Annotated in this window: 16 protein-coding genes; 6 read left to right on the top strand and 10 right to left on the bottom strand. The window is 63.4% G+C overall.

Features of this window, described 5'->3' with window-relative positions; genetic code table 11:
* Nucleotides 1-40 precede the first annotated feature (40 nt).
* On the top strand, nt 41-1,765 hold the full coding sequence (locus VFP86_07820; GenBank protein ID HET8999535.1) for an FAD-dependent oxidoreductase: 1,725 nt from the start codon (nt 41-43) through the stop codon (nt 1,763-1,765).
* A gap of 14 nt (nt 1,766-1,779) precedes the next feature.
* On the opposite strand, the gene VFP86_07815 is transcribed toward VFP86_07820, so the two are convergent.
* Both VFP86_07815 and VFP86_07810 read right to left on the bottom strand, forming a co-directional pair.
* Nucleotides 1,780-3,090, bottom strand: a complete 1,311-nt coding sequence (locus tag VFP86_07815) for a tetratricopeptide repeat protein (GenBank protein ID HET8999534.1) — start codon at nt 3,088-3,090, stop codon at nt 1,780-1,782.
* 814 nt (nt 3,091-3,904) lie between these two features.
* The gene (locus VFP86_07810) at nt 3,905-4,936 is read right to left on the bottom strand and encodes a metallophosphoesterase (GenBank protein HET8999533.1); all 1,032 of its coding nucleotides are present in this window, start codon (nt 4,934-4,936) and stop codon (nt 3,905-3,907) included.
* Between the two features lie 399 nt (nt 4,937-5,335).
* Here VFP86_07810 and VFP86_07805 point away from each other — a divergent pair, with 399 nt between their 5' ends.
* From VFP86_07805 to VFP86_07790, 4 genes are all read left to right on the top strand, one after another.
* Nucleotides 5,336-7,192, top strand: coding sequence for a patatin-like phospholipase family protein (locus tag VFP86_07805; GenBank protein ID HET8999532.1), 1,857 nt, complete (start codon nt 5,336-5,338; stop codon nt 7,190-7,192).
* Between the two features lie 68 nt (nt 7,193-7,260).
* Complete coding sequence (locus VFP86_07800) at nt 7,261-7,674, top strand: hypothetical protein (GenBank protein HET8999531.1); 414 nt, start codon at nt 7,261-7,263, stop codon at nt 7,672-7,674.
* Between the two features lie 121 nt (nt 7,675-7,795).
* Nucleotides 7,796-8,884 carry a glycoside hydrolase family 5 protein gene (locus tag VFP86_07795; protein HET8999530.1) on the top strand — a complete coding sequence of 363 codons (1,089 nt, stop codon included), beginning with the start codon at nt 7,796-7,798 and terminating at the stop codon, nt 8,882-8,884.
* A gap of 326 nt (nt 8,885-9,210) precedes the next feature.
* Nucleotides 9,211-9,810 (top strand): dihydrofolate reductase family protein, encoded by a 600-nt coding sequence (locus VFP86_07790; GenBank protein ID HET8999529.1) that lies wholly within the window; start codon nt 9,211-9,213, stop codon nt 9,808-9,810.
* Nucleotides 9,811-9,913: 103 nt separating this feature from the next.
* Here VFP86_07790 and VFP86_07785 read toward each other — a convergent pair whose 3' ends face one another.
* Nucleotides 9,914-10,141 (bottom strand): hypothetical protein, encoded by a 228-nt coding sequence (locus VFP86_07785; GenBank protein HET8999528.1) that lies wholly within the window; start codon nt 10,139-10,141, stop codon nt 9,914-9,916.
* A gap of 276 nt (nt 10,142-10,417) precedes the next feature.
* Here VFP86_07785 and VFP86_07780 point away from each other — a divergent pair, with 276 nt between their 5' ends.
* Complete coding sequence (locus tag VFP86_07780) at nt 10,418-12,466, top strand: molybdopterin-dependent oxidoreductase (protein HET8999527.1); 2,049 nt, start codon at nt 10,418-10,420, stop codon at nt 12,464-12,466.
* On the opposite strand, the gene VFP86_07775 is transcribed toward VFP86_07780, so the two are convergent.
* The 7 genes from VFP86_07775 to VFP86_07745 all read right to left on the bottom strand — a co-directional run.
* Nucleotides 12,450-13,277 (bottom strand): ABC transporter permease, encoded by an 828-nt coding sequence (locus VFP86_07775; protein HET8999526.1) that lies wholly within the window; start codon nt 13,275-13,277, stop codon nt 12,450-12,452. The genes VFP86_07780 and VFP86_07775 overlap by 17 nt on opposite strands.
* A gap of 80 nt (nt 13,278-13,357) precedes the next feature.
* Nucleotides 13,358-14,278, bottom strand: coding sequence for an ABC transporter permease (locus VFP86_07770; protein HET8999525.1), 921 nt, complete (start codon nt 14,276-14,278; stop codon nt 13,358-13,360).
* Nucleotides 14,279-14,324: 46 nt separating this feature from the next.
* Entirely contained in the window at nt 14,325-15,959 is a 1,635-nt protein-coding gene (locus tag VFP86_07765) for an ABC transporter substrate-binding protein (protein ID HET8999524.1), read from the bottom strand.
* A gap of 34 nt (nt 15,960-15,993) precedes the next feature.
* Nucleotides 15,994-17,274, bottom strand: coding sequence for a pyridoxal-phosphate dependent enzyme (locus tag VFP86_07760; protein HET8999523.1), 1,281 nt, complete (start codon nt 17,272-17,274; stop codon nt 15,994-15,996).
* A complete protein-coding gene (locus VFP86_07755; protein HET8999522.1) occupies nt 17,271-17,636 on the bottom strand; it encodes a HepT-like ribonuclease domain-containing protein in 366 nt (121 codons plus the stop codon). Before VFP86_07755 ends, VFP86_07760 begins: the two co-directional genes overlap by 4 nt.
* The gene (locus tag VFP86_07750; protein ID HET8999521.1) at nt 17,633-18,220 is read right to left on the bottom strand and encodes a helix-turn-helix domain-containing protein; all 588 of its coding nucleotides are present in this window, start codon (nt 18,218-18,220) and stop codon (nt 17,633-17,635) included. Before VFP86_07750 ends, VFP86_07755 begins: the two co-directional genes overlap by 4 nt.
* 84 nt (nt 18,221-18,304) lie before the next feature.
* Nucleotides 18,305-18,612, bottom strand: a 308-nt coding sequence (locus VFP86_07745) for an isoprenylcysteine carboxylmethyltransferase family protein (protein ID HET8999520.1), incomplete at its 5' end; no start/stop codon positions are given.

Below are 18,612 nucleotides of genomic sequence, written 5' to 3'. Positions count from 1 at the left end.
CTGGAGGTCACCCCGCGGCGGGGGCATACCCATAGCTGAGTTGAGCTACGACGTCGTGATTGTCGGTGCCAGTCTCGGTGGCGTTGCGGCCGCCTTGCGAGCTGCGAGCACGGGGGCAAGCGTGTGTTTGCTCGAAGCGACAGATTGGGTCGGTGGCCAGTTCACGGCACAGGGGGTCACGAAGCCAGACGAAAACCGATACGTCGAAACGGTTGGCAGCACCGCATCCTACCGCGAGTTCCGCCACTTGGTTCGGCTCTTCTATCGGAACAACTTTCAATTGTCGGCCCCAGGCCGCAGTCAACCGGCGCTGAACCCCGGGGGAGGGTACCCAGGTTTTTCGATGCATCCCCGCGTCGGACATGACGTGCTGCATCAGCAGCTGACCGCAGCACCGAATCTCCACTTTCGGTCGCAAACGCGGGTAACCGGTGCCGACGTTCAGGACGATACAGTTCGGGGGCTTTCGACGACCGACACCAACGGCGTTTCAACCCGTTATGTTGCGAAATTTTTCCTGGATGCGACCGATCTGGGCGAGCTGCTGCCGCTGGCAAGCGTCGAGCATGTTCTAGGGGCAGAAAGCCGCGCGCAGACCGGAGAACCGGGGGCTCCGGATCAGCCGCGCCCAGACTGGATTCAACCGATCACCATTCCGGTAGCGCTCGAGCGCAGGCCACACGGGGAGAGGTACACCATCGCAAGGCCGGCCAACTACGACGAGCTTAAGGCGAACCAGAACTATACGATCGTTGACGGTTATATTAGCACGATGTTTGTTCCTGGGAAGGATATGTGGAGCTATCGGCGCTTCATCGCTGCGGGGAATTTTGATGATCCTGCGCTGCCGTACGATCTGAGCATGATCAACACAGGCAGCAACGATTATCAGGGAGCCACCATTCCTACCGGCAACGCAACTGCGGATCAAGCCATCATTGAAGCCGCACGGCAGGCCTCGCTCGGCTACCTCTATTGGTTGCAGACGGAATGTCCACGCGACGACATTCCTAACCAAACTGGGTTCCCCGAACTCAAGCCGCGCGGGGACCTCTTCGGTACGCCGGACGGTACCGCGCGGGCTCCGTATGTCCGGGAGTCCCGTCGCATTCAGGCGCTCAAGACGATCGTGCAGCAAGATGTCGACGCGAGTTACAATCCTGGTCCCCGAGGGAAGCTCTTTGCCGACTCGTGCGGCATCGGCCACTACGGGGGTATGGACATCCACGGGCTTCGCGCGGTCGGGATGCCCCAAATGTTTCTGAATGTGAAACCGTTTCAGATCCCGGTAGGGGCGCTCATCCCAGTTCGGGTGACGAACCTGCTTGCTTCGTGCAAGAACATCGGAGTCACGCATGTCACCAACGGTGCCTATCGCTTGCATCCCGTCGAATGGAATATCGGCGAGTCGGCCGGAGCGCTTGCCGCGTTCTGCGTCAAGCGGGGTGTGCAGCCGCGGAGCGTGTGGCAGACGGCCGCGTTGTTGAGGGACTATCAGCACGCATTGCTCGACGTCGGAGTCCCACTTTACTGGTGGGCTGATATCTCGTTCGATAACAGGGACCTCTTTGTCGCCGCAAATATGCTCGGCGTGAGCGGCGTCATGAGCGGGTTCGATGACATGACCCTCCGCCCCAACGACTTACTCACCGATCAAAACCGCCGAGATATCGAGAATGTTGTAGGGAACACCCTCGATTGGCCGAGCAGCGAACTCTCGCGCGGTCAAGCGGCTTTGTGGTTGGTGGGAGCCCTGGGGCTCTAGGGCGGAGAAGCTCGCTACACCATTTCCGTCGAACGGGGTCCGTGAAGAGGCTGCAATGATCGTAGGGCGCGGGCGAGGTACGGGGCCGCTTCTGAACGACGTTTTTGCCTGATGAGGACGTTTCCCAACTCGTTGCAGGCGGTTCCAAGATACGTGCGCATGCTCAGCTTATCGAACGAGGTGACCGCCTCCTTGTAGTGCTTGACCGCCTCGGTCAGCCGCCCCATGGCGCGGAAAAGCCGCGCGCGCACCAGCGTGATCCTGGCCCCCTCAGTCGCATCCCGAATCTTCTTCGTGAGACGTTCAGCCTGCGTGAGGGCGTCTCCCGCCTCCTCGAAGGCACCCTTCGCAATGAGTGCCCGGGCGATCTCGGTGAGCGTTCGCGCCCGTCCGGGGTCGTCCCCCACCATCTCCTTGATATTCAAGCTGCTGCGCAGCTGAATCAGTGCTTCACTCGTCTTCCCTTGCTCCAGGAGCGTAATCCCGATGCTGTTGCGCGCTTGCGCCAGCAGGCGAAGAGAGTTTCGTAACTCGAAAATGTGCTCGGCCCGATTCAGTTGCGCCAACGCGATGTCGTGATGGCCACTCTCGCGGTAGGTCACGCCGAGTCGGACGTGAATCATCCCGATGCGCTCGAGATCCTCCGTAGGCTCAAGCGCGCTCAGGGCTTTTTGATACCAGCGGGTCGCCTCATCATAGTCACCGATCTCTTCGTGAGTGATCCCGATCTTCAACAGGAACTCTCCGGCAAGGGAGAGATCGGGGTCGCCGACCTCACGCAGGAGGCGATGCCCCTCAAGAAAATACTGCCGGGCGCCTGAAAAATTGCGTGCGTAGAACTCTATCAGCCCGAAGACGTGATTGACCCTCACAAGCAGTTGAGAGTTCCCCGTGGCCTCAGCCAACTCTTTGCCACGTTGGACGTTTCGTCGTGCAAGATCAAGCTGCCGGAGGCCCGCAAGCGCCGATCCCAACCCGATACAGCACTCCGCTTCAACCGCCTCGTCGTGTTTCCGGGCGATACCGCGTGCCTGTTCGAAGGACTCCGCCGCCTGTGTAAATTCCGCACGTTTCAGCGCGACCCAGGCGGACGCGATCATGATCCGAAGTGCCTTCCGGCTTAACGGCGTGTCCTCTTCGAGGAAGTATCCGACCGGTTTCTGGAGCCGGCCGGCCAGCAGCATCAAGGTCTCAATCGAGGGTTTAGTCCGCCCTGTCTCAACGAGGCTGATAAAGCCCTTCGTCAGCTCCCCGCCCCCGAGCTTGGATTGCGTGAGGCCCAGTTCCCTGCGTCGGCTTCGTATTCGGTCGCCAAGCAAAGCCATTGGAATCCTCGCTCAGAACGGGTTTACCTTCGTAATTCCGGTGGTTTGGGTTGCTCACTTTCGGGTTTTTCTGACCCAATACCTTTATTCCGCGCATTCTTCAGCCCGGCCGAGGGACCGGCCGAGTCTAGGAACCACAGCAGTGCGATCAAGGCTTGAAAACGGCCGCTCGGCGTTGACGTTACCTCATGTTGTTACCGAGCCGTTGGTGGTCCTCACCTAGTGGCCGCCGGGGTCATCTCCGGCAGGAACCAGAACCACATGGATTCCTCCGAGCCCTGCGGGGTGAGGCTGGGACACCGTACCGGGAACAACCACGATACTCGCGAAGACCACGAAGCAAGCCCCTACGACGAATGACAGAAACCCTCTCATCTGCCACACCTCCAGCAATGTGATGTGTCTGTTAAGTACCGCCGAACGGCCGAGTATTCTGATACTATATAACCCGTGGGTGTCCTTTCCGCGATTCTGTACCCTGCTCGGATGCAGCGCTAACGAGGGGTGGCGCAATGCAGCTGGCAGTGATGGAGCTCTCTGCGTTCCTAGAGCGGGGCGTAACGTGTCCTAACTGTTCTTCACGGCTTTCGTCCAAGGACGGAACGTGGAGCCCATATCCTCTGTCCGCGTACCTTGAAGGAGTCTACGAGCTGGCATGCCCTCGCTGCGGGAAGTCGCACAACGTGCCGATCAAGAAAGTGGGGTAGGGGACCGCACGGCTGGCGCCATCCGGCCTAGAACGTTTCTCGCACCAGCCCCGGATTGTCAACGATAGAGAGGAAATCGACCCCCTGACCGCCTGGGCCGGGATTGTCTACGGCTGGAGCGGAACCAGCTGATTGGCCGTCCAGTCCAACGTGAACTTGTCGGCGAGCGTTGGGGTTCCCCTCCATGGTTCTTGCGGACGCGGCGCGACAAAATATGTTCCAGTGATGATTGTGTTGGTCACTTCCAGTCGCAGGAAGCCGTGCCGGTTGTCTACATAGTGTTCCAGTGTCACTCCCGGCTCGGGACCCTGGGCGGGGGTGGCCATATTCTGGCCGTTCACTTTGGCGACATAATGGAGGTTGTGATAACCTCCCGCGCCCGCCACGATGTACGGAATCTGTCGTTTCCCCGCGACACGTGTGAAACGCTGGTAGTTGTGGACGTGCGCGGTGAGGACGAGGTCGGGGAAGCGCTTCGAAGCGGCCACCGCATCGTTGAGCACCTTTTCCAGATACTGGCTGCCACTGTGGACGGTATCCGCGGAGAAAATAGGGTGGTGCATGGCGACAATCAGCGCCCGCTTCGATGGCGCCGCTTTCAGTTCGCTGGTCAGCCACTGGATCTGCTGATCGTCGAGCTCCCCGTGATCGGGGGTGTTCGTGTACCATCCGATGATCGTGGCGAAGGGGGTGTCGAACGTCCAGTATACGTTCGGCAGGGTCATGGTGGTGCGGGTCGCATCTACCGCATCCGCACTGTGCGTGGGTAGCGGGGAACAGAAATTCCTCATGAATGCCTGCAACGACGGGGTATTCGGATCACTGGGAATGCCGTCGTGGTTTCCGGGGATGGCTACAATCGGCGCCGGGTAATGTTGGTACGGCTCGTAGAACTGTGGATAGTAATTGGCGGCTTCACCCTTGAAGTAGATGACATCCCCCAAATGGTAGAAAAAGACCGGGTTGTCCGAGAGGCTCTTCGGCGGATTCTGAAAGTCATTCTCCATCTCGTTGGCTACGAGAAGCTGCGGGGTCGCATCCATGATCCCGCCGGTATCGCCGACTGTGTGGAAGACCATCTTCCCCTCATTCGTGATCGCCGTCATGACACTTGAGGGGATGATGTCCTGCAGGGCCATGTGGTAGGGCGCGCGGCCGGTCGGGGGCGGAAGCTGCTGAAAGGGCACCCCCGTTGAGGGAGGGTGCGGCGTGTTGAAATTGACCTTGTGCTGCGACGGTCGGGGTGTTCCGAAGACTCGCTGAGGTCCGCGCGACTGACGTGCCGCCGCTTTTCTGGCTGGGTTTCTCCTTGGCATGAGACCCTCTCAACATCCCTCTGTCGTGTATCGCACCGCCTACTGCTTGGGGGACCCTCCATCGCGGAAAGGAGTAATGTGCACGGGAAGAAAAACCTCAAGGTCAAGGAAGCGCGACGTTGGTTAGTATAGCGCAACATTACCGCACCCGCGTCCACGGACGCAAGTAAGAAAGTGTGTTCGGGGGCGACGCGTTCAGCACCATTCGAGGGTGGTGGGGCCATGAAGACACACAGGTTCGCGCTCGTCGTGTCTGGTGCGATCTCGCTCGGCACATATGAGGCCGGCGTGCTCGCGCAGCTCTACCAAGATTTCGAAGCGTGCAATCGCATGACCAGGGGCCGAGCGCGCCTGGTGATCGATGCGATCGCCGGCGCGTCAGCAGGTTCGGTCACTGGGCTGATTCTCGCGCAGGCGCTGGCCCTGGGGAAGTCAGCACAAGACTTACGAGCACAGCTGCGCGCATGTTGGGTTGATGGCCTCGATATCCTAGCGCTCCTGGACCCTGCGGCCGACCCTGCAGCGGCGTTTTTCACCGAGGCGTCGATTGACAGTGTGGCGTCGCGGGTGCTCCCCGAGCCACCGTCCCCGGAGGCGCCCGTGCGCGGGGAGAACGTCATCGCCCTGTGGATCGCCCTCACGAATCTGGACGGCGTCCAGTATGAGATTCGCCTCACGCGATGCTGGGGGGCCGGCGCCGTTTCGTTCTACCCGCAATCCTACCGGGATTACTCGCCGTTCTTCATCTGCGGTCCCAGCATTCGTTTCGTGAGCGTCCCGATCGAAAACATCACGCGCACCACATGGGGGGCCTGCCGGCAATCAACGTGGGACGAGGCGCGTGATAACGCGGTCGCGTCTGCAGCCTTCCCGCTTGCGTTCCGCAGCCAGGTTCTCGAGCGCGATCTGGAGCTCTATCCCGAATACGCTCTGAAGTTCCTCTCCAATCCCCGCATCCAGCAATGGCTCAAGGAGGCGGGCCTGGCACCTACGCAGCTGCAGCAGCCGCGGTCCTTCAACTATGTAGATGGCGGTGTGTTCAACAACGAGCCCATCGGGCGGGCCATCGACGCGGTGTCATACCTATCGTGTCTCGATCCGGGGCGCGTGGGAGACCCCCGGACATACCTTGTTGTCGAGCCTGACCCATCGACCCGCGAGATGGCGACAGGGCAGATCGGGACAGCCGCCGTCGGTAGTCACGGACTGTCGCCGCTCCGCGTCCTGAGCAAGATCGAGCAGGCATACTTCACCGACACCCTGTACCGGGATTTCGAGGAGGCCGCAAAGACCAACGAGCAACTGAGAGCCCTCGAGGCCCTTGTGAAACGGTGGGACCTCAACCCCGCTGAAGTCGAGGAACTCAAGAAGAGCGTTGGCCTGGCCCGCAAGGACGTCATTTGTTTAGAACGGATCCCCATAGACATCCCTACACCCGGGACGCCGCGGCTGGCGGGGGCAGTCTTCGGGCATTTCGGCGGTTTTCTGGACCGAACGTTCCGTGAGCACGATTTCGCCGTAGGGCAGAGCGAGGCGCGGGAGTGGCTGGCGAGTTGGCTTCCCGCCCAATTTGACGCCTTGGGGTTGACGCAGGTCGATCGAGATGCGGTCCAAACGTATCTGGCGGCTGTGGTGCCCCCGCCACAGCGGGTGCCCACTCTTCAGGAGGTCATCGGAAGCCGGGGGAAAGACATCGTAAGGTGCGGCCTCGACCGCGCGGAAGTCCTGGCGGGACGGTGGTTACCAATTCCGAGACCGCTCGTGAGGCCTCTGCGCGTTCTGCTTGAACCGGTCGTTAAGGCGCTCCTGCCCGGTGCCACGTCGGCCCGGCTGAACTGGTCGGGTGCACTGGGTGCCTTTAGTCAGACTGGCTTGGGTCGCTCCATCGCTCGCATCGCATGCCTCGGGCTCATCGTGTTGACGGCAGTCCTCGCCGGATTGACGTGGTTGTCGGGCCAGATAGCCGCGCGCTTCGGTCCGGGGGCCGCCATCGTGCCCGGCGCAGGCCTGGGCGCCCTCATCATCCTCGTAACCTGGGGTGCGTATGCTGCATTGCGAAAACCGGCTGCTGATGGGTGAGTCGGCGGCAAGGCAGCGCGGGCGGTCGACGCTTGTAGAGTCCGCTTGAAACGGTGACCAGTTCAGCAATGCTCAGACGCATTGAATTGATGAGCGGGCTTGCCACCGGCGTGCTCGGCCTCCTCGGTTGGGCCTACGCCGTATTTGGTCCGACATCCCGGTATGTGGGAAGTGCCATCAGGAGCAATGGGAGAACCACCACGGTCAGCGGGTCCACCAGTGTGGTGCAGAGGAGCCTCGAACCTCTCGGGGTGGTCTTTTTCGTCGTCTTGTTCCTGGTCGTGGTCAGTGTCGCCGCTGTCGCCTACCGGCACAGCCGGCGGAGGGGCAAAGCAGCGCTGACGATACTCTGGGCGCTTACCTCATTGTTGTGGATCTCTGTGGTCCTTGGTGCCGCGAGCATCGGGGTGCTGCTACTCCCGGCTGCTCTGTTGGCAACGATCACGTCGGTGGCGGGGAGTCTCGCTCGGACCCAAGAATGACGGTCCATCCCGCTTGCTTGCAGGGTCCGCGGACCGCACTATGGAATCCGGCGAGCATTGCATTCAGCGAGCGTTGCATCTAGCGAGGCCGATCAAGATGTGGTTCGTCCGAGGTCTATGTGTGCCGGCGCTCCTCGCGATGGTCTCGGCCTCCGGATGGCACGCCACGGCGGCCGGCCCGAGTCCGGCGGACAACCCCAGTATCGAAGCCTTTCCCCCCATGCCCAACGACCATCCGCCCGGCGCCTCCGGTGCGGCCCGCGCCATGGCCGCCGCGCTGGGGCGCGGGGTGAACTTCGGCAACATGCTGGACGCGCCCAAAGAAGGCGACTGGGGCCTGACCGCGCGCGACGAGTTTATCGAGGTCACGGCCGAAGCAGGGTTCGCCTCGGTGAGGCTTCCGGTGCGCTGGAGCAACCACGCGGCCGCAACGGTACCGTTCACGATCGACCCGCTGTTCTTCGCGCGCGTCGATTCGGTGGTCGACAAGCTGCTGGCCAAGGGCCTCTACGTCGTACTGAACATGCACCACTACCGGCAGCTCGACGGCGATACGCTCAACTCGGGAGAGTTCGCGGTCGACAGCGCGGTCTTAGACGTGCGATATCTGATTCTGTGGCAGCAGATCGCGGAGCGGTTTCGCGACAAGAACGACCACCTGCTCTTCGAGCTCTATAACGAACCGCATGGCCGGCTCACGCCCTCAACGTGGGACGGCCTCGCGGCGCGGGCGCTCAACGTGGTCCGGAAGAGCAACCCGGGCCGCATCGTCGTCATCGGCCCGACGAGCTGGAACGCCGCGAAGGCGCTGTGGTCCCTGCATCTTCCCGATGACGCGAACCTCATCGTCACGGTCCACAACTACCAGCCGTTCAACTTCACCCATCAAGGCGCGGAGTGGGTGTCACCGACGCGGCCCACGGGCGTGTCCTGCTGCGACGCCAGCCAGCAGGCCGAGGCCACCGCGCCGCTGGTGGCGGCCAAGGCCTGGTCGGACGCCATGCGCTATCCTATCTTCCTTGGTGAATTCGGTGCCTACCGAAAGGCGGACATGCGGTCCCGCGTCACCTTCACGCGCCTCATGCGCGATCAAGCGGAAGCCCGCGGCATCGCATGGAGTTACTGGGAGCTCGCCTCGGGCTTCGGCCTCTACGACCCGATCGCCCACGCTTGGCGCGCGCCGCTCAAAGACGCGTTGCTTGGCCACTGACCCTGTTCGGCCGCCCGTAGCCCACGTGGCACTCGGTTGAGTTGACCGGATGCGAGGTGGCGCCGGGGGAAACCTCCACAATCTCTCCACAGTGCCTCCACGACCTGCCCACAAAACCATCGTACGCTTACTTTGCTTCTGAAGTAACGGCCCGGCGGCGAAAATGTCGATTTCGATGCCGCTCGTTCGACTACCCAGTGAGAGAAGAGCCATCGGTGGTGGAGCGAGGGTGCGCCCGGTCGAGACCGTCCGGCCCCTAGATCCGCCCCGACCGCAAGGGGGACATCATGAGAGAGCTTCTGCAGAGGGAGAGAAAGGAGGTTCTCATGGCGGATGAGCGGAGGCGTAATGGAAGCCCGGCCGGCAAAGTCGTCTGGCACGTGACGATGTCCTTGGACGGGTTCATCGCCGGCCCTGCCGATGCCATGGACTGGATTTCGCGATATTCGGGACCGCGAGAAGCCTCCGGTATTGAGGCGATCATGGACGAGATCATCAACACAACCGGCGCGGTGCTGGCGGGGCGGCGTAGCTACGACGTGGGGAGAGGCAAAGGGCAACGCGCCGAAATCCGCAAGGTCTACGGTGGAGCCTGGGCCGGCCCGCAATTCGTACTCACGCACCGCGCTCCGGACGCCCCCGAAGATCCGACGATCACGTTCCTCTCAGGGGATATCCGGTCCGCGGTCACCACGGCGCTTCACGCTGCCAAGGGCAAGAATGTTGTTGTCATCGGCGCCAACGTCGCGCAACAATGCATCCAGGCAGGACTTCTCGACGAGATCCTTGTGCATCTGACGCCGGTCTTGTTCGGCGACGGCGTTCGGCTGTACGACCGACCGTGGACTCTGCCGATCGATTTAGAGACGACGAGCGTGACCCAGTCAGGGCAACTGGCGAATCTCCGCTTTCGCGTCGTGAGGTAGCCGAATTGTCCCCGCGCACGTGGGCTTGTGGCCATTCGTCTTAGGATTGGGAGCCGTCATCACTGCCCCGAAGTGTGACATTCGACGTTCCGGAGGTCTGCCCTCACTCCCGGAAGGACTGCAAGCCGCGTTCGGCCTGGGCAGTTGACGTTCTGACCCAATTCAACAATTCGTTCCGGGCCAGCGCCATCTCAGCCACGATTTTTTCAATCTCATCCGGCTCCGGATTCCCGTTCCCGTTGACAATCATGAGGTATCGTTCCAGCTCGATCCGGACCCGGTAAGCGGTGTGTTCATCACTCCACCCTAGCTCCTGCTGTCGGCGCCTCACGGGATTGACGAGCCTCCTCATGTGACCCGGGACCTCTTTGGGAGAGCGATTGGAGCGGCACGATAATACCGCACAGATGTTCGATAGTCAATGCCGAACAGGGTCGCACCGAGCCTTTGATGTGCTTCCGGGGGAGTATTTCCTTGACATGCTGGCGAAGCGCACCGGCACGGGAGCACCAACGCTTCTCGTAAAGAGTATGAGTTTCAACTCGGGACTCGTAGCGCCTGCCTTCGCCCGAACGGCGGGTGGGGATGGGAGAGGGGAGGGAGCTCCGTGGTCGCCGCGCGCCGCACGATCCGCACGATGTGCCCCATGAACTGCCACCCCACACTCTGCGGGATGCTGGTGGAAGCGGAGGACGGGCGACTCATCGGTGTGCGGGGCGATCCCGAGAACCCAGACAGCCAGGGATTCCTCTGTATCCGGGGACAGGCCTCGCGGGAGATCATCGGGAACCCGAAGCGGGTGCTCTTTCCGCTGGTTCGCAACCGAAGAATCGACGGCGCCTGGCGGCGGGCGACCTGGGACGAAGCGTTCGAGTTGATCGTGGCGCGGATGCAGGCCGCCGGGCGGGAGGCGGTGGGGCTCTGGCAGGGCCACGGCCACTTTGCCAACAATTACGGGACGCGCATCGCCCCGCAGCTCTTGCGGCGCTTTGCCAACCTCTACGGCTGCCAGTGGTGGCACCCGGCGATAATCTGCTGGGGGCTTGGGGGTCTGGGGATCGGGCTCACGGGTCCGCTCGAGACGAATACTAAGGAGGACATGGGTGCGCACGCCAACTTCATCCTCCTCTGGGGGGCGAACCTGGCGAGCCAGCCGAACACCGCCCGCTACCTCGCGGCTGCGAAGCGGCGCGGGGCGTGGGTCGTCACGATCGACGTACGCCACACCGAGGCGGCGGCGCACTCAAACGAGGTCTTCATCATCCGGCCCGGGACCGACGCCGCGCTCGCCCTCGCGCTGATCCACACGATCGTCGGCGAGGGGCTCTACGACTCCAAGTTCGTCGAAGCGCATACGGTCGGCTTCGACCGGCTGACCGAGCACATCCGGACGTATTCCCCCGAATGGGCGGCGCGGGAGACTGGGCTCACGGCCGATCGGATCGTGGCGCTCGCCCGCCGCTACGCCACAAGCCGGCCCGCGATGATCCTTCTCGGGGGCAGCTCCATGCACAAGGGCGCGAACGGCTGGCAGGGGGGTCGGGCCGTCGCATGTCTCCCAGCGCTCACCGGAAACCTCGGCGTCCCGGGCGGAGGCCTCGGGCCACGGCACGGGGGCGCGAGCCACGGCCAGGCGCTCGGGGACATCACCGCTCTGGAACGCCGGCCGCCGGGGCGCTACGTCCCGAACCAGATGTCCCGGATGACAGAGGCTCTGTGCGACGGCAGCGTCCGCGTCCTCTTCCTGCTGGGAACCGATATGCTCTCTTCGTTCGCCGACGCGGACCGCGTGGCCGGGGGGCTCGCCCGGGCCGACCTCATCGTCTGTCACGACCTTTTCATGAACGACACGGCCCGCCGCTTCGCCGATGTGGTCCTCCCCGCGACGGCGTGGCTTGAGGAGCTGGGCTGCAAGAGCACGAACACCCACCTCTACCTCATGCCGAGGATCCTCGACCCGGCCGGTGAGGCGCGGTCGTTGACGCGGATTCTCCGTGAGCTGGCACGCCGCCTTGATCTCGCGGACTTCTTCCCATGGGAATCGGACGAGGGGCTGATCGACGCCCTGCTCGATCATCCGGCGACAGGCCGCGTGACCGTGGCCGCGCTGCGCGCCGAGGGTGGGATCCGGGCACTGCGCATCTCCCACGTCGCCCACCCCGACCTGGCCTTCCCCACACCCTCCCGCAAGATCGAATTCTACTCGGAGCGTGCGAAATCCATCGGGCTTCCAGCCCTGCCGGTTTACGTCCCGCCGCCCGCGTCCGACGGCTACCCGTTGAGCTTCCGCCAGGGACGGACGCTGACCCAGTTTCACGGCTTCTACGACCACGGCCAGGCGCTGCCCACGCTCGCGCGGCTCGACCCCGGGCCGGAGTTGTGGGTCTCGCCGGCGGATGCGGCGGCACGAGGCCTGGAGAACGGCGCACCGATCCGCATCTTCAACGACCGGGGTGAGTTCGAGGCGCACGCACACGTCACCGACCGGATCCCGCCGGGGACCGTGTGGATGCGTGACGGCTGGCAAGGGTTGAACAACCTCACCTCGGGGGCTCCCTCGATCCCCGACGAAGCGGTCGACACCTTCGGCTTCTCCGCGGGCCAGGCGGCCTTCGACGCGATGGTGGAGGTGGCGCGCTCTAGACGTCCTGCTTGACGTCGCGCGGATCAAGCGCATCGCGTAGGCCGTCACCAAGTAGGTTAAAGCCAAGCACCACAAGCATCAGCGCCAACCCCGGGAAGAGGATTCCAAACGGCGCCTCGCGGATCGCCGACCGCGCCTGACTCATCATCGTCCCCCACTCGGGGAAGGGCGGCTGCACGCCGAGGCCGATGAACGACAACCCCGCCGCTGTCAGTACCATCGTGCTGAGCCGAAGTGTCGACTGGACGATAAGTGGCGTCACGAGGTTGGGGAGGATGTGGGCGCCGATGATGTGCGCATCGGTGGCCCCAACGGCGCGTGCCGCCGTGACGTACTCCTCGTTGCGCAGTGAGAGCGTCGACCCTCTGGCGAGGCGCGCGAAGGTCGGGACCGAGGAGATGCCAACTGCGAGCATGGTGCTGAGGACGCCCGGCCTGATGATCGCGATGATGACGATCGCAAGCAGGATGCTCGGAAACGCGAGCATCACATCCACCAGTCGCATGAGCAGGCGATCGAGCCACCCGCCGTAGAATCCGGCCGGCGGCCCGATCAGCAATGCGAGGGCGAGGGCGATGGTCACGCCGACGACGGCGATTTCCAGAGAAGTACGGCTGCCGTAGATGATCCGACTCAAAATGTCGCGGCCGAGCTCGTCGGCGCCCAGAAGGTGCCGGGCGTCCGGGTGGTCCCAAGCCGCGGACAAGTCTACCCGAAGCGGATCATACGGAGCGACGACCGGGGCCAGAAGGCCCACCAGAGCCGCGGCCAGCACGACCACACCTCCCCCCACGGCCGCCCGGTTCCGGAGCAGCCTAGACATCGGCCCTCGCCGAACCCGCATGGGTGCCGCTGTCCGGGAAACCGGTGTTGGATCTCCTGGCGTCATATGGCGATGGCGTCCTAGTCGTACCGGATGCGCGGATCCAAGACCGCGTACGAGACATCCACCAGGAGATTCGCCAGCATGAAGACCAGAGCAAACAGCAGTATCGTCGCCTGAATGAGCGGATAGTCTCGAAAAGCCACGGAATCGACGAGCAGGCGCCCCGCGCCCGGCCAGGCAAATACCGTCTCGGTGACGACCGACCCGGCGAGCAGCGTGCCGATCTGGACGCCGACGACCGTGGCGGTCGGAATCATGGCGTTACGGAGCGCGTGCTTCATGACCACCGCACGTCGGTGGAGCCCTTTGGCGACCGCCGTCCGGACGAAATCCTGGCCCAGGACCTCGAGCAGGCTGGCGCGCGTCATCCTGGCGACGATCCCGACCGACCCGATCCCCAGCGTGATGGCCGGCATGATGAGGTGCCGTAGGCTCCCCGCGCCGCTCGTCGGGAGCCAGCGTAGGGTGACGGCGAAGAGGAAAATCATCATCAGACCGAGCCAGAAGCTTGGCATGCTCACGCCCAGCAGCGCGAGCACCATGCTGCCGCTGTCAAGCACCGTGCCCCGCTTGACGGCCGCGAGCACGCCGGCGGTGAGCCCCATGCTGAGCGTCACGACGAGGCTTGCGGCGGCCAGCTGCACGGTGTACGGCAGCTGTTGGGCTATGATGGCCAGGACGGGTTGGTGATTCTTTAGGGAGCGGCCAAAGTCTCCCGTCACCACACCGCTCAGGAAGCGCGCGTATTGCTGGGGGAGGGAGTCGGTCAGTCCAAGCTGCCGGCGGATGTTCGTGACGTCCGCCTCACTGGCTTCCACTCCGGCAATCAGGCGCGCGGGATCGCCGGGTACCATCCGAACAATCATGAACACGACGATGGACACGCCGAATAACGTCGGCGCCATTTCCGCGAACCGGCGCACGACGTAGGTTACCACGACAGAGACACCCGGCGGAAGTCGGCGCGCTCGGACTCTGGCCCCGCTATCGAACCCGTTTCGCCTCCCGAAAGTCCACGAAACGATTGGGCAGCAAACGCACGCCCGTGAGCGTCGCCTTATAGCCGAGCACAAAGTTGAGCGAGTAGAGGAAGACCAGCGGCGCATCGCTCATGATGAGACTCTGCCCGTCCTTGAGCGCCGCCTTGCGCCTGTTCTGGTTGGTGGTCGATCCGGCCGCAGCGATCAGCTCATCCACTTTGGGATTCGCGTAGTGCGTCAGGTTCCAGGCCATCGGCGGCCGGCTGGGATCCGGATCGGAGCGCGACAGCTCGTTGAGTTGCTGATAGCCGTCACCGGTCGACGGCGTCAGGGACCACATGAACATGTCGTACGGAGCCTGCCCCGGCGGGACCTTCAGCGTAGTGAACCAGTTCGCCGCCTCGACGACCTTGAGGTCGACATCGGCCCCGACCGCCCGCAATTGCGCCTGGGCGGCTTGGGCGACGGCGACGTCTTTCAGGTACAGGTCCTGCGGCGTCCACAGTACGAACTTGAGCGGCTTGCCGTTCTTCTGCGCGACCCCTCCGGGACCGGACGTCCAGCCCGCCTCCGCCAGCACCGCTTTGGCCTTTGCGGGATCGTATCCATACGTCGGACTTGGCGCGTACCCAAACGTGCCCTTGGCCATGGGCGAGTCGGCCACCGTGGCGAAGCCGTTCAAGATCTTGTCGACGATACCCCTGCGGTCGATCGCCATGCTCAACGCCTGCCGCACCCTCTGGTCATTGAATGGCTCCTTCGACAAATTGAAGCCGATGTACATCATCGTAATGACCGGCTTCGGGGCGATGACCAAGTCCTTCTGTTGTTGCAGGCGAACCACGCTGTTGACAGGCACGGGAACCATCGTGTCCACTTCACCGGTCTCCAGGGCCGCGGCCCGTGCCCCGTCCTCGGGGATCGTCCGAAAGACGATCCTGTCGAAGCACGGCCGTCCGCTCCAGAACGCGTCATTGCGGGCAAGTACCACGCGCTGCCCGGCCACGAATTCCTCGAGCTTGTAGGGACCGGTTCCCACCGGATGGACCGGGTAGTCCTTGCCCCACCTCTCCACGGCGGCTCGACTCACGATGCCCGCACCCCCGTGCGCCATGTAGTTCAAGAACGGACCAAACGGCGTCTTGGTGCGGAAGACGATCGTGGAGTCGTCCGGTGTTCTGATCTCTTCAATGCCGGTGAACAAGCTCTTGATGGAACTCGCTTCCTTGACGTCCAGGATGCGCTCGAAATGGTATTTGGCGGCGGTGGCATCGAACGGCGTGCCGTCATGGAACTTAACACCTTTGCGCAGAAAGAACGTCCACCCCTTGCCGTCGGGAGACACCCTCCATGATTCCGCCAGGTTGGGGTGGGGCTCCAGCTTCTCGTCAAAGATGACGAGCCCATCATAAATATGCCTGAAGATCTCTTGCGCGGTCAGCGTCCCCCCGGGGTTGGCCGAGTCCAAGGACTGCACGGGATCCTTCTGACCGTGCGTCAACGTCCCGCCGCAGTACGTTGTCTTCTGCGCAGGGGCGGGACCCGACGGTCCGGTCGAGGGCGTCGAAGCCGAGGTCGTGGGCTGTCCCGTGAGCAGTAGTAGCGATCCCGCGAGTATCAGCGCGAGCACGCGCTTCATGTCCCCCTCCTTGCTAACCATCATTCCGCAGCGATCAGGCTGTACCGGTCGGTGCGGCCTCCATCAGGAACTCGTGCGCGTGGGCGAAGAGCCCGGGAATCCCGCCGGTGTGGACGAATACGACGACATCGTCCGCCTTCAAGCGTCCATCCTTCGCGTCTGCGAGCAAGCCGGCCATGGCTTTGCCTGTGAACACCGGGTCCAGCAGGATGCCCTCCAGGCGTGCGACGAGCCGGATGGCGGCAATGTCTTCGGGCGTTGAGATGCCAAATGCTGGGCCGGCGAATTCGATTCGATTCTCAACTTCGTTAGGCCCAATGCGTAGATCCAGGCCGAGCGCCTCTGCGGTGGCATTGGCGATGCGGCTCGTCGCCTCCGGACCGGTTGCCTCCGGCTTGGCATGGATGCCGATCACCCGAAATGGGGTGCCCGCCGCCATCTTCTGCACGAGCACCATACCAGACTGGCACTTCCCGCCCGAACTCAAATAGAAATGCGTGGGTCGGAGGCCCAACCCTCCCAGTTGCTCCAGGGTCTCCAGGGTCCATTCCAGACCGGCCAGCGCCGCGCCAATGCCAAAGAAGCGCGCGTGGTTCATGATGTAGGGACGGTGGCCACGCCCCCGTTCCAGCTCGGCCATCTCGCGCAGTGCATGATCGATGTCGGCCTCGGCCGGGAGAAAGTGAATCTCGGCGCCAAGGATCCGATCAAGCAGCAGGTTGCCCTGCCAGGCGGGTGTGCCCAGGCATCGCATCAATAGCACCGTCCGCAGGCCGAGGCGATTCGCCGCCGCCGTCAACTGGCGCGCCGAATTCGATTCCTCTTCAAGTCCGGCGATCACGACATCCGCGCCCTGCTCGAGCGCTTCGGCCAGCCGGAATTCGAGAAGCCGCGTCTTGTTTCCGCCGAGCGCCAGGCCGCTCAAATCTTCGCGCTTCAGAAAGATGCGCGGACCGCCAAGATGCCGGCTCAGTCGGGTGAGCTCGGTGAGCGGGGTGGGAAATTCTCCAATCCGTACGCGGGGAATCTTGGCAATGCGAGGACGCAACTCGCCCGCAAGAGCTTCCGCCGTGGCGACAATCACCGGGGCACCTCCCAAGATGCGGGGCGTCGGGCGCAGCGAGACATCATCAGGCGGGTTCTCGCTGCCCCCAAGCGTTTCCTGTCCGATGCCCCGGGTCGCGCCGGGACGGTGCGCAGCTTCGCGACGTGCGGCTCTAGGTGGGTGCAAGGAGTCAGTGGGCCACTCTGCCTTGCGCCGCGAGGCCACGGGGAGGGGAGGGGGGCTACTTTTTTCCGAAAGACCCCCTCTCATGCATGGGGTGTGTCGCCGATTTCGTTTGCGCCGAGTTCCCGATCAACAACCGACTTGAGCACAGGCACATAGTCTGCAACGATTTCCCATACTCGCGAAAGATTGAACTCTTCGTACGCGTGGGCGGCAACGTTTCGGAAGCCGTACACCTGCCGCCACGGGATCGTGGGATGCCGTGCCTTGAGACTGGCAGACAGCTTACCGATGGCGTCCGTCAGCGTTTCGAGGCGGCGAAGCACGGCATCCTGGACGATCGGCTCGCTGAGAAACGCCTCGCGACCCCCGCGCGTGTACTGCTCGATGCGCGCGATGCTCTGGCGAATGTACCGCAGCCGCGCCCGCTCTCGCGGGTCGCGGCTCACAGGGGGGCGGCCTCATGCAGGATTCGTTCGGCAGCCTCCGATGGGCGCTGCACTTCGAGCACATCGACTTGGCGCCCCAGCGCTTCCTCCAAATCGAGGATGAGCCCGCTGAGGTCGAGGACGGTCCGGCCCGGCGCGAACTCGACGAGGAAGTCGACATCGCTGTCGCGCCTCGCGTCCCCTCGGGCCACGGAACCGACCACGCGAACATGACGTGCTCCGTGCCGCCCCGCAATGGCGAGGATCTCGTTTCGGCGGTGGCGGAGATCGGCGAGCGTCAACCCACGCGACGTCTCGCGAACGACGAGCCGGGACCGGGGGAGCACCTCGAAGTGGACACCCAGCGCGTCCGCGAGCCGAGACAAGGTGGTGACCGTTGGGGCGACCTCGCCGTGCTCGAGCCGAGCAATCGCGGACTGGGTGGTGCCGACCCTAGCTCCAAGCCCGGCCTGCGTCAGTCCGGCGGCGCGGCGGGCCCTGGCGAGCGCGCGACGGAAGGGTTCTAGGGAGCCTGGACCCCTTCGGACCCGGGGAGCTGATTCTGCAGTTGCCTGGGTGGGCTTTCGGCCCCGATGACGCGCCATGGCTGTTCTTTTCTGAGTATAGCACAAATGCTATATCCTGGCCTGAGCAGAACACCATCGGCACCCGGCGGGCGGGGTCCTGCCTCACGGTGCGCTCCCAGTCCACGGGCGGAGGCGAGGAAGCCATCGGGGCACATAAGCGCAGAAGGCATCGTACTCGGCCCCGAAGGTTGCTCGCAGCTTCGGTTCCTCGTACGTCAAGACAAACACGTGAAAGCCCAACCAGACGAGTGTCCCGTACCCAAGAAGGCGGAGGTCGCCAAAGAACAAGCCCTGTCCAGCGATCACCGATACGATCGCAACGTACATCGGGTTTCGGACATTACGGTAGAGCCCACTAACCACAAGGTGACGCGGCGGGAAAATGGGTGCCGGCGTACCCAGCCCATGGA

The sequence above is a fragment of the bacterium genome (assembly GCA_035703895.1).
Lineage (GTDB): Bacteria > Sysuimicrobiota > Sysuimicrobiia > Sysuimicrobiales > Segetimicrobiaceae > Segetimicrobium.
Note: the sequence above shows the minus strand (reverse complement) of the source record. Positions and strands in the feature narration are given on the sequence as shown.